Source organism: Shewanella sp. VK101 (genome assembly GCF_056497865.1).
In genome coordinates, this window is sequence record NZ_CM151402.1 from 2,406,729 (window position 1) to 2,421,653 (window position 14,925).

The window sequence follows — 14,925 nt, forward strand, 5'->3', positions numbered from 1 at the left end:
CTGCAATCATGCTCTCATTCGGCCAAGCGCTTGGGGAAAGCGCTATCAGAGAATACGCCGCAGCAGAAAGTCGGCCTTGAGCCTGCGAATGCGGTTCATGATTTTCTTTACCGGCTTGGGGTAACTCTGCAAGGTATCTATCTGGCTGTAATGATACAAACGCTGGCTGTGCAGCAGCAGATGTTGTTGCTCTTTGACAAAAGACTCGGCCAGCACTTGTTTGTCATCATGCAGCAGCAAACCATTTTCCAGATCCAGGGCCCAGGCCCGCGGATTGAGATTGCTGCCGGTGAGCAGGTGTTTGCGACCATCCATGCTCACCCCTTTGAGGTGATAGCTGTTGTTGTCATGCTTCCACAGATGGATATTGAGTAGCCCCTGATCCACCGCCCACTGCTGGCGTTTGACAAACTTGCGCAGCGACTGCTCATAGAGATACGGCAAGGCACCTATGGTGGAAAAATCCTGTTCCGGTGGGATATAAAAGTCATTGGCCGTCTTGTCACCCACCAGAATATCCAGGCGCTTTCCGTTGCGCAGGTGTTTAACCAGCGCCCGCACCAAAGCATAGGGCGGGTTAAAATAGGGCGTGCAAATAAAGAGTGATTCCTTGGACTCCTCCACCATGGCGAGTACCGCCTTGTTGAGCGGATTGCGCTTGCGTCCGAGCCCCAAAAGCGGCGTGACCCGCAATCCCTCTTCAACGCCCTTGAATTGATAGCTTGCCGCCGACAGTCGCTGTTTAAAGCTTCTGACATCAATTTTTTCAGGCAGCACTTCCTCTTCTTCCGGACAGCTCAGGCAACTGACCGCTTTGTCGCTCAAAATGGCACTGTCAATCATCTCTCGCATGCTGGCAGCCAGCTCGGTCGACTCCAGCACATGGTAGCGATCGAAACGGTATCTATCTTTCTGCTGCAGGTAGATATTATTGAGGCTGGCGCCGCTGTATATCACGGCATCATCGACAATAAAGCCCTTGAGGTGCAGTACTCCCATAAACTCGCGGGATTTCACCGGCACACCATAAATGTTGAAGCGCTGCTGTGCTTGCGCCATCACCTGACGGTACATCAGGTTGTTGCCGCCATCACCCTTGTGGCCGATAAGGCCGCGACGGGCACGGTGAAAATCCACCAACACCTTGATTTCGAGTTCGGGTCTGGCTGCCTTGGCCGCCAGCAGTTCGGCAAGTATTTCGCGTCCGGCCTCATCGTCTTCCAGATAGAGTGCCGCAATATAGATAGCCTCTTTGGCGCTACGGATCCGCTCAATCAAGGTCTGTTTGAAGTTACTTGGGGTCAGCAACCAGTGCAATGCATCCGGCGCTATGGCAATTCCACCCAGCTTATCCAGCAAGGTATCCTCCTGTCACTGTATGTTCCGGCAATCCACTCGCTCCCTGTGTTTCCCGGCAAGAATGTCCTTCCCCTGTATGGCGAGATCGACAAAGATCCGCTGCGGGGCGAATAAGGCAATAGAAATTACCCACTTGTCCCGGCCCGGGCAAGCCTTTTCTCGCCAACAGTCGCTATTGGTTCACGATTTCGGCGCTATTTAACCCAAAAAGCGCTCTCTATAATGCGGCTTGCACTCTTAAGCCGACCCAGATCACGCTTTTGTGATGGCAGCCCTGTTATCAGCGCATTAGCCTTATACACTAATATGCCCTTGAGCCTCTCACTTACTGAACTCAAACTGGACGACAATGAACAAACAATTCTGGTTCACTCTTATTGGCACCCTGCTCGCGGCCTGGGCCCTGTTTCACTTCAAAACCTATCTCGGCCCTTTGGTACTGCCACTGTTTATCGGTCTGGTGTTGATAGTCACATTGAAACTTTATTCGCTGATGGACAAGGACGACAGCTAAGGCCCTGCAGGTTATACTCTCAAAAGCATTCACGGAACCGGAGGCTTTTCCATGCCACAGCTGTCCTTGCAGGGCTTGGCACGTCCACTGTTATTATTGAGCGCCATGGCGCTGTCTTCCTCTTTGAAGGCCGATAATACCTCTCTCGATGATCTTTTAAATCTGATTACCCCGGCCTCATCGCAAACTGCCGTCTGGATAGAAGATTTGCAAAGCGGCGAGCAACTGCTGAGCCACAACAGTGAAACCCTGATGATCCCGGCCAGTACCCAAAAACTGCTGACCGCGGTAACAGCCACCGAGCTGCTGGGAGAAGAGTTTCGCTATCACACCAGTATTCTCAGTACCGGCTCGCCAAAAAGCGGCGTGCTTAAAGGCGATCTCTATTTGCTGTTCAGTGGCGATCCTACCTTAACGCGCCGGGATCTGACTGAGCTGTTCAAGCGTGTCACCGAAGCGGGTATTAGCCAGGTCCAGGGCAATCTTATCTTGATAGGAGAAACCCATGAGCAGCTGCGAGCGCCCGGTTGGGTATGGGATGATTTGGGGATCTGCTACGCGGCGCCCGTCTCCAGCTATGTGATCAACCAAAACTGTGTCCATGGCAAACTCGAGCCCACACTCGCCTCGGACAAAGCCAAAATTTCCGCGCCGGTTTATCTGCCAGTCAAACTGACCACCAACGCCATCTTCGACAAGGGCCACAAGCAGGGCTTTTGCGAACTGCAACTCGACCGATTACCCGGCAACCACTTTCATTTCAGTGGCTGTTTCCCGGGCTCCCAGGTATTGCCGTTGGCACTGGCGGTCAACGACCCCGGCCAATATGCCATCGACAGCGTCGCCGGCATTATCAAGGGCAAACTCAGTATCAAAGGCAAGATACTGACCTCCAATCAGCTACCGGCCAGCTCAAGGGTGGTGGCCAGTCATGCCTCGGATGCCCTGCCCGAGCTTTTGGAAACCATGCTGCTGGAATCTGACAACCTGATTGCCGACAGCCTGCTTAAACAGCTGGGTAAACACTATTATGGTGATGGCGCCAGTTTCAGTGCCGGTGCCAAGGCCATCAGGGAAGTGCTGGCGGAAAAGGGCGTAGTGTTGGAAAGAGCCCAACTGATAGACGGCTCTGGGTTGTCACGCTACAACCTGCTCAATGCCAGACAACTGGCGCAGTTGCTGCGATTGATTGCCGATACCCCAGATTACCAGTGGTTGATGCACAAGCTGCCGGTTTCCGGCCACAGCGGCACCTTGAAGTACCGCAAGCGCTACGCCAACAAACCGCTCAAGGGCAGAGTCTGGGCCAAGACAGGCAGTATGCAGGGTGTGGTGAATCTGGCCGGTTATGTTACCGATAACAGTGACAAGCAAGTGCCCAGATACCTGTTTGTGGTACTGGAAAATGGTTTGAGCCCCCAGAGTAAGGAGCTTGAAGCCGCGCCCTTTGCCACACTTTTGCTGCAGGGGCTGACAGATTACCGTGCAAACAGCCGCGCAGAAAGCCAACTGGCGGCAAAAGAGCAAGACAAGCCCAAACCAACACAGCAGGACAAAGCGCAGACAGAGCTTAATGTCAGCGCCCGTTAGTGAAGCACCTTCAAAGCTCTTAAAACAGTAATAAAGCCATAAGAAAAGAGCCGCTTATCGCGGCTCTTTCAATTTAGCTTGAATACTTCTGCGTTCTCAGAACAGCTCGGGCGCAAGGGCCATCACACTGTCATCACCACTGACCAGCTGACTCAAGTGGAAATCGGCTTTGGCCAACAACTTGGCAAAGTAGAACTCCTTCAGTTGGCTCTTGACCTCGGCAAAGCCCGGCTCGAGCGTATCGGTTGCAGCAAGTGCCTTATCTGCCATCAACAGCCACAGGTAACCGTAGAGTATGTAACCAAAGGCATCCAAGGCTTCAACCGCCAAGGCGTTAATGAGCGCAGGCTTATCGCCTTTTTGCTCGTTAATAGCGGCAATCGCGCTGGCAAACTGGTCGAAAAGGCTTTCAACGCGCTGTTTCTGCTCATTTGATACTTTTTCGAAGCTCGCCATATCGGCCTTGATATCGGCGATAAACTCATTCAGGGTCGCCAGGCGGTCACCTGTGAGCTTACGTCCCAAAAAGTCGATGGCCTGAATACCATTGGTGCCTTCATAAATCTGGGCGATACGGGTGTCACGCACCAACTGCTCTATGCCTGTCTCTCGAATATAGCCGTGACCACCGAATACCTGCTGCGCCATTATGGTGGCGTCCAGACCGCGATCGGTCAGAAACGCCTTGGCGACAGGAGTCAGGAGGCCCACGTAACGACTGGCTTTGGCTTTAACCGCTTCATCTTCGGCAAACTTGGCCAGATCCAGCTGTTTACCTGTGAGCATGGCCAAGGCCCTTCCCGCTTCTGTCATGGCGCGGATATTCAGCAGCATGCGGCGCACGTCGCCGTGTACCAATATAGGATCGGAATCGCTACCGGTTGGTGAGCCGCCGGCAGCAACGCCCTGGAGGCGCTCTTTGGCATAGTCGGCCGCCATTTGATATGCGCCCTGAGCACTACCAAGCCCCTGAATACCTATGGACAGACGTTCATAATTCATCATGGTGAACATGCACACCAGGCCACGGTTGGGCTCGCCGATAAGGTAACCCTCGGCATCATCAAAATTCATCACACAAGTCGCCGAGCCCTTGAGGCCCATCTTGTGCTCTATGGCACCGACGGTTACACCGTTGGCTTCGCCCAAACTGCAGTCATCGGCCACCTTGAACTTAGGTACCAGGAACAGCGAGATGCCTTTGCTGCCGCTGATTTTGGCCAGCACCAGGTGAACCAGGTTCTCGGTCAAGTCCTGATCGCCACCTGTGATGAAAATTTTTGAACCACTGATAAGGAAACTGCCGCTGTCGGTCGGTTCGGCGCGGGTGCGGATATTACGCAGGTCCGAACCTGCCTGAGGCTCTGTCATATCCATGGCGCCGGCCCATTCGCCTGAGTAGAGTTTTGGCAAATATTTGGCCTTGAGCTCCTCACTGCCGTGGGCATGAATACACAGTGCAGCACCTGCGGTCAGTGCGCTGTAAAGTGTAAAAGCGTTACAGGCGCTATAACCCATTTCATCGACCATGACACCGAGCATTTTCGGCATCCCCATTCCTCCCAGCTCAGGATCGCCGCACAGCCCTACCCAACCACCGGCGGCAAACTCGGCATAGGCCTCTTTATAGCCATCGGGTGTGATCACCTTGGCAGCCTCGAAACTTACTCCTTGTTCATCACCATTGCGGTTTATAGGATGGATAAGGTCGCGACACAGTTTGGCGCCTTCTTCGAGGATGGCAGCGGCAGTATCGAGATCGACCGCATCGGCCATCGCAGGCAATGAAGACCAGGTTTGTTCGGCATCAAAGACGTGCTCAAGCAAAAAGCGCATATCGGTTAACGGAGCTTGGTAGGGATTCATCAGCAGACTCTTTAAACGTTAGATTTAAACACTTGTTTCAATCTAACCCAGATGTCACCGCAATACAATGCGCCAAAGGTAGAATTAGCAAGACAGCGACCACAAAAAACGCCTACCAGCAGCCCATTAACGAGTGGGACTCTTCGGCTGCAAAACACCTTTATTCAAGCCATGAAAAAACCGGCCATCAGGCCGGTTTTGTTGACTAAACGCTATCGCCACCTTTATTTGGTCCAGCGGTCCATCCAGCCCAGTACCTTGGCGTACCACTGCTCAAGGTTATTGGGGTTGAGGATCCAGTGGTTTTCGTCCGGATAGATCAGCAACTCCGAAGGGATATTATTGCGCTGCATATAGCTGAACGCCGCCAAACCCTGACCGTAAGGTACCCGGAAGTCTTTCTCACCGTGGATCACCAACATAGGAGTCTTCCAGTTTTCCACATAGTTGGCCGGATTGAACTTCTCATAAAGATCCTTGGCCTGCTCGTAGCTGCCGCCAAACTCATGCTCAGGGAACCAGAGTTCCTCGGTCACATGGTACATGGAGCGCATATCAAACAAGCCGGCATGGTTAACCAGGCATTTGAAACCGTCGTTCCAGTTGCCCTGGATCCAGTTCATCATGTAACCGCCGTAGGAGCCACCGAGGGCACAGGCGTTATCGGCATCTATCCACTTCTGCTGTTTGGCAACCGCAGCCAGACCTTTTTGCAAATCTTCCAAAGGCTTACCGCCCCAGTCCAGGCTGATGGAATCGGTAAAGGCCTGACCATAGCCGGTAGAGCCGTGGAAATCCACCATCACCACAGCATATCCGGCACCGGCCCACAGCTGAGGATTCCAGCGGAAGCTGAAACTGTTGCCGAATGAACCTTGTGGGCCGCCGTGTACCAGGAAGGCCACCGGATACTGCTTGCCTTTCTTGAAGTTGGCCGGCTTGAGCCAGTAACCATAAACCTCTTCGTTGTTCCAGCCCTTGAAGCTGAACTGCTCGAACTCACCGAACTTGACCTTGTCCAGCTTGGCCTTGTTGACTTCAGTCAAACGGGTCAGGTTTTGCCCTTCCATGTTGATGGAGTAGAGATCGCCCGGTTCCACCAAAGACTTATGATTGATGATCAAACGATCGCCCGCCAGACCCACCAGGCTGTTGCTGCCATCGTTGTAAATGGCGCGCACATCACCAAACTGGGTGTTGATGGCAAATACAGACACCTGCCCCAGATCCTGAGCGGTCACATACAGGGTGTTGTTATCTTTACCAAAGCTCAGCGAGGCCGGGCTTCTGTCCCACATGGGCGCCACTTCCTTGCTCTGACCCGTGACTGTGTCTTTGAGCATGATGCGGTATCTGTCGGCCTCGAATCCGGGCTTTTTCATCGCCAGATAGGCCAGATAGCGGCCATCGGCGGAAAACACCGGCTGAGCATCCCAGGCCTGGTTATCTTCGGTGAGATTCTTGGCCTTGCCACCTGTGACCGGCACTTGCCAGAGATCGTAGTTGGTGGTCCAGGCCTGATCTTTACTCGGTGCCTTGGCACTGTAGACAATATATTTGCCATCCGGGCTGAATGTCACCTCTTCCATGCCGGAAAATGGCTTGGGTGGGGTTTCGGTATCCAGGCCCTTGGTCACATCCACCGGCTTACCCAGCTTGCCGTTTTCAAGCTGCGCCACAAACAGGTGATTACGGGCATGGTCAGACCAGGTGTCCCAGTGACGCACCATCAACTGATCGTATTCACGACCTGTACTCTTGCGCTCGGCTTCTTTATCAAACTTGGCTTTTGAACATTCCAGGGTGTCGCACTCAGGAAAAACACGAATGCTCATCACCACCTGCTTGCCATCGGCCGATAATTTGTAGCCGTCGATACCCAGAGGCAAATCAGATACGGCCTGGGCTTCACCACCATCCAGCGGCAAGCGATACAGTTGGCTGCTGCCATCACGGGCGGCGATAAAATAGACTTGCTTGTCGTCGCTGCTGAAGGCCACATCGTGCTCAGTACCCGGTGCAGAAGTCAGTTGCTTGGGCGCCGCGTTCTTGTCACTGAGATCCAAAAGATAGAGATCTGAGCTGCTGCCATCGTCGGTGACCTTCTTCAGGCCGTAGATAAGCTTGGTGCCATCATTGGATACAGCGGCAGAATGGAGTTTGTTGAGCTTGACCAGATCCTGGACAGTAAAAGGTGCCTTATCGGCAGCCAGCGCCGGCAGAGCCAGACCTGCGGCGAGCAGCGCCATCAATAGTGGGTTGGTTTTCATTATAAATCTTCTTATTGGTTGTTGATTGCAATGCAAAAGGGGCCAATTGGCCCCTCAAGGTTCAGCTTAAGCCTTGGCGTTCTGGATATTCACCTTCCAGATTGCCGGGCCGGTTTCGTGCGCATTCACCCCGTTGGAGTCAACCGCTACAGTAACAGGCATATCCTTGACGTCAAACTCATAGATGGCTTCCATCCCGAGATCTTCAAACGCCACCACACGGGATTGCTTAATCGCCTTGGACACCAGATAAGCAGCGCCGCCGACGGCCATCAAGTATACCGCCTTGTGCTTGCGGATAGATTCGACTGTGGCCGGACCACGTTCGGCCTTGCCTATCATGCCCATCAGACCCGTCTTATCCAGCATAAGATCGGTAAACTTATCCATACGGGTAGCGGTTGTCGGGCCGGCCGGGCCAACCACTTCATCACCTACCGGGTCGACTGGACCTACGTAATAGATGAATTTACCAGTGAAATCAACTCCTTCAGGCAAGCCTTCACCGCTTTCAATCAGGCTCTGGATCCGTTTGTGAGCCGCGTCTCGGCCGGTGAGCATCTTACCCGAGAGCAGCAGAGTATCGCCGCTGTTCCAGCTTTCAATCTCTTCCTGGGTAACGGTATCGAGATTGACCCTGCGCACGCTCTCACCCACTTCCCAGGTGATTTCCGGCCAGTCATCAAGACTTGGCGGAGTCAACTCGGCTGGGCCGCTGCCATCAAGATGGAAATGCACATGACGGGTGGCGGCGCAGTTAGGGATCATCACCACAGGCTTGGAGGCGGCGTGGGTTGGTGCTGTCTTGATTTTAACGTCCAGTACAGTAGTCAAACCGCCCAGGCCCTGGGCACCAATGCCTAAGTTGTTGGCGCGCTCGAAGATATCCAAACGCAGCTTCTCTTCCGTGGTTTCGGCGCCGCGTTCCATCAACTCGTGAATATCCACGCTCTCCATCAAGGCTTCCTTGGCAAGCACAGCGGCTTTCTCGGCGGTGCCGCCAATACCTATTCCCAGCATACCCGGTGGACACCAGCCGGCGCCCATGGTTGGCAGTGTCTTCTCAACCCAGGCGGCGATATCGTCAGATGGATTGAGCATCACCATCTTGGCCTTGTTTTCACTGCCGCCGCCCTTGGCGGCAATGGCCACTTCGATATGATCGCCGGGAACCATCTGAATATGCACCACAGAAGGTGTGTTATCGCGGGTATTCTTGCGACTGCCGGCCGGGTCGGCCACTATTGAGGCCCGCAGCGGGTTATCAGGATTGGTATAAGCGCGGCGCACGCCTTCATCCACCATCTGCTGCACTGTCATATCAGTCTTGTCCCACTGCACGCCCATCCCCAGATAGACATAACAGGTCACAATGCCGGTATCCTGACACAGGGGTCTGTGCCCTTCGGCAGACATGCGCGAGTTGATCAAAATCTGGGCAATTGCATCCTTGGCAGCCTGGCTCTGCTCACGCTCATAGGCGGCGGCCATGGCGTCGATAAAATCTTTGGGATGGTAATAGGAGATATATTGCAGGGCATCACTGATGCTGTCGATAAAGTCAGCTTGCTTGATTACAGACATGTTTGGCGCTCCATTAGCCTAAGGATCCGCCCCTTCAGCTCAGGATCAACGCTCAACAGAGATTCAAGCCAAAGCCTTGAATTTCAGGCTCCGCTTGTCGGTTTTGCGACACAAAAATGCTCAAAACGACAGCAAAGCCGTGATACAACGCGTTTTCACCAAGGGCCAGGGGTGGTTTTATTAGTTTTTTGTGGCCGTTATGATACTCTTTCGTTCCTTTTTGGGCTACATCACATTTTCAGATAGGGTCGTTCGATGTACCAGCAGGCTATTTGCCCTCCCGCCATTCGCGTTCTTGATTGGCAACTCTCAACCTTAGAGCTGTTTTCCCACTTCAGCAGTGAGCCTTGGGCCATGCTGCTGGATTCGGCCGATGCCAAGCACAGTGACGCCAGATACGACATCATAGTTGCCGAGCCAATAGCCAGACTGGTGACCATGGCTGAAACCACCCAAATCTCTGAGGCGAGCGGCGTACGACGCTCAAGTGACGATCCTTTTGCCTTGCTGCAACAACTGCTGCAACAGTATTTTCCCAATGCCATGCAGGTCAATCTGCCTTTTAGCGGCGGCGCGGTGGGCGCCTTCAGCTACGATCTTGGCCGCAGACTTGAAAAACTGCCAAAACTGGCCGCAGCCGATATCGCTCTGCCGGAGATGAATGTCGGTCTTTATGACTGGGCTCTTATTCGCGATAAGCAATTAGAGTGCTGGCAATTGGTGCACTACCGCGGCGAAAAGGCGCTGACAGCAACCCTGTCGTGGCTGACGTCCAAAGTCACAAACAGCCCCAATAAGCACCTTGACCAGAAAGCGTTCCGACTCAGCGGTGAGTGGCGCTCGCAGCTCAGCCGCGAGCAATATGGCGACAAGTTTGCCAAAGTGCAGCAATATCTTCACAGCGGCGATTGTTATCAGATCAATCTGACCCAAAGATTCCAGGCCGACTATCAAGGTGATGAGTGGCAAGCCTATCGTAAGCTCAGGCAAGCCAACGGCGCGCCCTTTTCTGCCTTTATTCGCCTGGAGCACAACTGTATCCTGTCCATCTCACCCGAGCGTTTTATTGCCCTGGGTTCCAATCGCCATATTGAAACCAAGCCCATCAAGGGCACCCTGCCCCGAAGTGCCGATGAACAGCAAGACAGGGAACTTGCCAAACAGCTGGCGGGGTCGGAAAAAGACCGAGCCGAAAACCTGATGATAGTGGATCTGCTGCGCAACGATATTGGTAAGGTTGCCAGCCCCGGCAGTGTGGCCGTGCCGCATCTGTTTGCCATAGAAAGCTTTCCGGCGGTGCACCATCTGGTCAGCACAGTAACCGCCGAACTGGCACCGGGTTATCAGGCCACAGACTTGCTGAGGGCCGCCTTCCCCGGCGGCTCTATCACGGGCGCGCCCAAGATCCGCGCCATGGAAATTATCGAAGAGCTGGAGCCCAGTCGCCGCTCACTCTACTGCGGCGCCATCGGGTATCTGAGTCAGGATGGCAAAATGGACAGCAGCATCACCATTCGAACCCTGGTTGCCGATTCCGGACAGCTCTATTGCTGGGCTGGCGGCGGTATAGTGGCCGACTCAGACGTGGATGCCGAATACCAGGAAACCTATGATAAAGTGAGTCGAATACTGCCGCTATTAGCCCCGGAGCCAGACTCGCCTTAGCCTGATACCTGCATTCAAGCTGGTTGAGACTTCTTTGCGAAGACAGGACAATAATGGCTTGGGTTATTGATTACTTCAATCGACTTCAAGGACGCTATGGATAAAGACGAGCTGTTGACCCGTTTTCAACTCAGAGCCCTGAGTCGATACCATTCTAGCCCTTTGACCCCGGCCAAACTCAGAGCCGCCGCTGTACTTATCGCACTGGAGCCGGGTTTACAGGGACCGGAGCTTATCCTGACCCAGAGGCCGAAGCATCTTAAGGCTCATCCCGGTCAGGTGAGCTTTCCAGGCGGCAAACCGGAAGCCGAAGATCAGAACCTTATCATGACAGCCCTCAGAGAGGCCGAAGAAGAGATAGGTTTGGCACCGGACAATGTCGAAATCATAGGTCAACTTCCCAATCACCCCACCTTTACCGGCTTTGAGATCACCCCTGTACTTGGCTGGGTAAAATCGCCCTTTGAGGCCAAAATTGACCCGGGCGAAGTGCAGGAGCTGTTTCGGGTGCCGCTGGCGTTTTTACTGGAAGAGGAAAATCGTCACACGGCAATGTTCGAGCGCCGCGGCCATTTCTACCCTGTCACCTTTATTCCCTATCGCAGGCACTTTATTTGGGGCGCGACAGCGGCGATTATCGATATGCTCTGTCGGCAACTGCGCTGACAACACAACATGAAGGCTTAGATAAAGAAACGCAGATACAAGCCGGCGGCGGTGGATGAGAGCAGCAACAGTGGAATATTGAACCAGTAACCCAAACGGCTGTGATGGGCCACATACCAGTTAAAAGCCAGACTGAGGAAACTGATGGCGGCGCAAGCCCAGATGATGTATTCCAATAGCATGGTTTGCTGAGGGTCCCAGTACAAACGCACCGGCGCCCCTTTGCTGAAGAAGTAGCCTACGGCCCTGTCCGGCCTCGCCTTATCGAATACCAGCAGGGCATAAATTGCCAGTGACCAGCCTATAATCGATAGGCTTGCCAACAGATATTGAAAGATTTTCACCTTCTTCATCCGAACTCCTTCCGTCTGAAGGGGGATATTACCCCCAGAATACCTTTTTCAGCTTGAGAAAAGCCACCAGCAAGGTAATATAAACCTCCAAATTTTTTCCTGTGTCATCAATATAGTCAGGGATTTGCCTGATTTCTGCTCTCGAACTATTTTCGGGGCCGAGTTGAAGCATAAAACGTTTCATTGGAGAACTAAGCAATAATGAGCATTGCATCTGTCGCATCTGTATTTAAAGGTGAGCATGCGGTCGGTTCACAGGTCACTGTACGTGGCTGGGTTAGAACCCGTCGTGATTCCAAGGCCGGCATCTCGTTTCTTGCCGTCTATGATGGTTCCTGTTTCGATCCTATCCAGGGCGTGGTGCCAAATAGCTTACCCAATTACAATGACGAAGTGCTGAAGCTCACTGCCGGCTGCTCCGTGATTGTCACAGGTGAAGTGGTTGAAAGCCCAGGCTCAGGCCAGGACTTTGAACTGCAAGTGACCCAAGTGGAAGTCACTGGCTGGGTTGAAGATCCTGATACCTACCCTATGGCCGCCAAGCGTCACTCGGTTGAACACCTGAGGGAACTGGCGCATCTGCGTCCACGTACCAACATCATTGGTGCAGTTGCCCGGGTACGTAACTGCCTGTCACAGGCGATTCACCGTTTCTATCACGAAAATGGCTTTATCTGGGTCTCTACCCCACTGATCACCGCCTCAGACTGTGAAGGCGCCGGTGAAATGTTCCGGGTATCGACGCTGGACATGGAAAACCTGCCACGCACTGCCGATGGCAAGGTGAACTATGACGAAGACTTCTTCGGCAAAGAGGCGTTTCTGACCGTATCCGGCCAACTCAACGGCGAAACCTACGCCTGTGCCCTGTCAAAGATTTACACCTTTGGCCCTACTTTCCGCGCCGAAAACTCCAACACCAGCCGTCATCTGGCTGAGTTCTGGATGGTTGAGCCGGAAGTGGCCTTTGCCGATCTGAACGACATTGCCGGTCTGGCCGAAGCCATGCTCAAGTACGCCTTCAAGGCGGTGCTGGAAGAGCGGATGGACGATCTGCAGTTCTTTGCCCAGCGCGTCGATAAAGGCGTGATTGAGCGTCTGGAGAACTTTGTCAGCAGTGACTTTGCCCAGGTGGATTACACAGATGCCGTTGAGATCCTCAAAAACTGCGGTAAGCAGTTTGAGTACGATGTCGAGTGGGGCATAGATCTGCAATCCGAGCATGAGCGTTATCTGGCCGAAGAGCACTTCAAGGCTCCTGTGGTAGTGAAGAACTATCCAAAAGATATCAAGGCCTTCTATATGCGTCTCAACGAAGATGGCAAGACAGTGGCGGCGATGGACGTATTGGCCCCCGGTATAGGTGAAATTATCGGTGGTTCACAGCGTGAAGAGCGCCTGGATGTACTGGATATGCGCCTGGCCGAGATGAACCTCAACAAGGAAGATTACTGGTGGTATAGAGATCTGCGCCGTTATGGCACTGTGCCTCACTCAGGTTTCGGTCTGGGCTTCGAGCGTCTGGTGTCTTATGTTACCGGTGTTTCCAACATCCGCGATGTGATCCCCTTCCCTCGCGCCCCAAGAAGCGCCAACTTCTAACGAACTCTTATCCAAAAAACGCGCTTCAGGGCGTAATGCCGATCAGTTAAGACAGATCGCTTGACGATCTCACTGAAAGGATCAAAATCCGATGACCCCATGTCATCGGATTTTTTTATGCAACTTTCAGAAGCTTTGGCGCGTACTCATATCAATCGTCTTACCGAATTCACCTGTCTGGCCGATGTACTTGAGCCTGAGTTAATTCAGTCGTGCCTTGATTCACATGGTGTTGCCAGTTTAAGACGACGTAAGTTACCTATGGATGCCATGATTTGGGCGGTGATTGGTATGGCTCTGTTCAGAGGCGAGTCCGTCCGTTCACTCATCAATAAGCTTGATATCGTCTTACCGCAAGAGGTGGATTACGTTGCGCGCAGTGCTGTCACGCAAGCGCGTAAGCGATTGGGCTCTGACGTTGTTCAGGATGTGTTTAAGCGAAGTGCCAAGACCTGGCATGAAAGAGCAGAGCATCCTCATTGGTGTGGGCTCAACCTCTACGGTGTCGATGGTGTCGTGTGGCGAACACCTGATAGTGAGCAAAACAATCAGGTGTTCGCCAAAACCGCCAACGCTTCTGGTGATGCTGCCTATCCTCAAATTCGCATGGTTTGCATGATGGAGTTAAGCAGCCACCTGGTATTGAACAGTGCCTTTGATTCTGTTGCTGTCAGTGAAATGAATTTAGCCGCCGAACTGATATCAAGCATACCCAATAACAGCCTGACGCTGTTTGACAGAGGCTTTTATTCGTTGGGGCTTTTGCACGCCTGGCAACAGGCTCAACCGAACAGTCACTGGCTGCTGCCGTTGAAGAAAGGGACACAATATGAAGTGGTACGCTCTTTAGGAAAACACGACCAACTGGTGCAGTTAGCCACCACGCCTCAAGCCAGAAAGAAGTGGCCTATGCTACCTGACAATATTGAAGCTCGCTTACTGACAAAGACGATAAAAGGTAAGTCGGTTTCCATTTTGACCTCATTAACAGACCCCTTGCGTTATCCGGGGGCAGAGATAGCGGATTTATATGCCCATCGATGGGAGATAGAAGTGGGCTATCGGGAGATGAAGCAGCATCTTCTGGAGAGTCGCTTTACGTTGCGTAGTCAATTGCCAGAGTTGGTTATCCAAGAATTGTGGGGGGTACTATTGGCCTATAACCTCATCAGATACAAGATGATGTTGATGGCTAAGAGCTTACCGTCGTTACATCCGAACCAATTAAGCTTTAGAGATGCATCGAGTTATATCATTTTTAAACTGACTCAACTGTCATCTCAAACGCCTGGAAATGTCCCGAGAGAGGTCTTGGACATAGTGCGTAATGCGAGGCAGTTCAAGCTTGATGGGAAACGGGATAGAGCCTATCCACGTGCGTTAAAAATGAGTAAAAACAAGTATCCCATTAAGCCTAAGAAAAATGCCGTTCACACTAAGTGAACGGCATTACGCA

At 52.8% G+C, this 14,925-nt stretch carries 11 protein-coding genes; 6 read left to right on the plus strand and 5 right to left on the minus strand.

Annotation, left to right across the window (positions count from 1 at the left end; genetic code table 11):
• Nucleotides 1-45: 45 nt before the first annotated feature.
• Nucleotides 46-1,359 carry a CDP-diacylglycerol--serine O-phosphatidyltransferase gene (gene pssA / locus ACSHSR_RS10970; protein WP_479631491.1) on the minus strand — a complete coding sequence of 438 codons (1,314 nt, stop codon included), beginning with the start codon at nucleotides 1,357-1,359 and terminating at the stop codon, nucleotides 46-48.
• A gap of 349 nt (nucleotides 1,360-1,708) precedes the next feature.
• Here pssA and ACSHSR_RS10975 point away from each other — a divergent pair, with 349 nt between their 5' ends.
• Both ACSHSR_RS10975 and dacB read left to right on the plus strand, forming a co-directional pair.
• Complete coding sequence (locus ACSHSR_RS10975) at nucleotides 1,709-1,873, plus strand: hypothetical protein (protein ID WP_093982798.1); 165 nt, start codon at nucleotides 1,709-1,711, stop codon at nucleotides 1,871-1,873.
• Nucleotides 1,874-1,924: 51 nt separating this feature from the next.
• Complete coding sequence (dacB, locus tag ACSHSR_RS10980) at nucleotides 1,925-3,463, plus strand: D-alanyl-D-alanine carboxypeptidase/D-alanyl-D-alanine endopeptidase (protein ID WP_208221818.1); 1,539 nt, start codon at nucleotides 1,925-1,927, stop codon at nucleotides 3,461-3,463.
• 96 nt (nucleotides 3,464-3,559) lie between these two features.
• On the opposite strand, the gene ACSHSR_RS10985 is transcribed toward dacB, so the two are convergent.
• The 3 genes from ACSHSR_RS10985 to ACSHSR_RS10995 form a co-directional block, all read right to left on the minus strand.
• The gene (locus ACSHSR_RS10985) at nucleotides 3,560-5,329 is read right to left on the minus strand and encodes an acyl-CoA dehydrogenase (protein ID WP_208221820.1); all 1,770 of its coding nucleotides are present in this window, start codon (nucleotides 5,327-5,329) and stop codon (nucleotides 3,560-3,562) included.
• A gap of 224 nt (nucleotides 5,330-5,553) precedes the next feature.
• Nucleotides 5,554-7,599, minus strand: coding sequence for a dipeptidyl-peptidase 5 (locus tag ACSHSR_RS10990; protein ID WP_025887333.1), 2,046 nt, complete (start codon nucleotides 7,597-7,599; stop codon nucleotides 5,554-5,556).
• Between the two features lie 66 nt (nucleotides 7,600-7,665).
• Complete coding sequence (locus ACSHSR_RS10995; RefSeq protein ID WP_025887332.1) at nucleotides 7,666-9,183, minus strand: fumarate hydratase; 1,518 nt, start codon at nucleotides 9,181-9,183, stop codon at nucleotides 7,666-7,668.
• Nucleotides 9,184-9,438: 255 nt separating this feature from the next.
• Between ACSHSR_RS10995 and pabB the strand changes: the two genes are divergently transcribed.
• On the plus strand, nucleotides 9,439-10,848 hold the full coding sequence (pabB, locus tag ACSHSR_RS11000) for an aminodeoxychorismate synthase component 1 (RefSeq protein ID WP_479631492.1): 1,410 nt from the start codon (nucleotides 9,439-9,441) through the stop codon (nucleotides 10,846-10,848).
• A 96-nt stretch (nucleotides 10,849-10,944) separates the two neighbouring features.
• The gene (locus ACSHSR_RS11005) at nucleotides 10,945-11,514 is read left to right on the plus strand and encodes a CoA pyrophosphatase (RefSeq protein WP_096141932.1); all 570 of its coding nucleotides are present in this window, start codon (nucleotides 10,945-10,947) and stop codon (nucleotides 11,512-11,514) included.
• Nucleotides 11,515-11,531: 17 nt separating this feature from the next.
• On the opposite strand, the gene ACSHSR_RS11010 is transcribed toward ACSHSR_RS11005, so the two are convergent.
• Nucleotides 11,532-11,867, minus strand: coding sequence for a hypothetical protein (locus ACSHSR_RS11010; protein ID WP_025010305.1), 336 nt, complete (start codon nucleotides 11,865-11,867; stop codon nucleotides 11,532-11,534).
• 201 nt (nucleotides 11,868-12,068) lie between these two features.
• On the opposite strand from ACSHSR_RS11010, the gene asnS reads away from it, so the two are divergent.
• Complete coding sequence (gene asnS / locus ACSHSR_RS11015; protein WP_025010304.1) at nucleotides 12,069-13,469, plus strand: asparagine--tRNA ligase; 1,401 nt, start codon at nucleotides 12,069-12,071, stop codon at nucleotides 13,467-13,469.
• A 117-nt stretch (nucleotides 13,470-13,586) separates the two neighbouring features.
• The gene (locus ACSHSR_RS11020; RefSeq protein ID WP_208184440.1) at nucleotides 13,587-14,912 is read left to right on the plus strand and encodes an IS4 family transposase; all 1,326 of its coding nucleotides are present in this window, start codon (nucleotides 13,587-13,589) and stop codon (nucleotides 14,910-14,912) included.
• Nucleotides 14,913-14,925 lie beyond the last annotated feature (13 nt).

Excerpts from the sequence above, each read along its gene's own strand:
- pabB (WP_479631492.1), top strand. The coding sequence starts at position 9,439 with ATGTACCAGCAGGCTATTTGCCCTCCCGCCATTCGCGTTCTTGATTGG.
- ACSHSR_RS10990 (WP_025887333.1), bottom strand. The coding sequence starts at position 7,599 with ATGAAAACCAACCCACTATTGATGGCGCTGCTCGCCGCAGGTCTGGCT.
- ACSHSR_RS10985 (WP_208221820.1), bottom strand. The coding sequence starts at position 5,329 with ATGAATCCCTACCAAGCTCCGTTAACCGATATGCGCTTTTTGCTTGAG.
- asnS (WP_025010304.1), top strand. The coding sequence starts at position 12,069 with ATGAGCATTGCATCTGTCGCATCTGTATTTAAAGGTGAGCATGCGGTC.
- ACSHSR_RS11010 (WP_025010305.1), bottom strand. The coding sequence starts at position 11,867 with ATGAAGAAGGTGAAAATCTTTCAATATCTGTTGGCAAGCCTATCGATT.
- ACSHSR_RS10995 (WP_025887332.1), bottom strand. The coding sequence starts at position 9,183 with ATGTCTGTAATCAAGCAAGCTGACTTTATCGACAGCATCAGTGATGCC.
- dacB (WP_208221818.1), top strand. The coding sequence starts at position 1,925 with ATGCCACAGCTGTCCTTGCAGGGCTTGGCACGTCCACTGTTATTATTG.
- ACSHSR_RS11020 (WP_208184440.1), top strand. The coding sequence starts at position 13,587 with ATGCAACTTTCAGAAGCTTTGGCGCGTACTCATATCAATCGTCTTACC.
- ACSHSR_RS10975 (WP_093982798.1), top strand. The coding sequence starts at position 1,709 with ATGAACAAACAATTCTGGTTCACTCTTATTGGCACCCTGCTCGCGGCC.
- ACSHSR_RS11005 (WP_096141932.1), top strand. The coding sequence starts at position 10,945 with ATGGATAAAGACGAGCTGTTGACCCGTTTTCAACTCAGAGCCCTGAGT.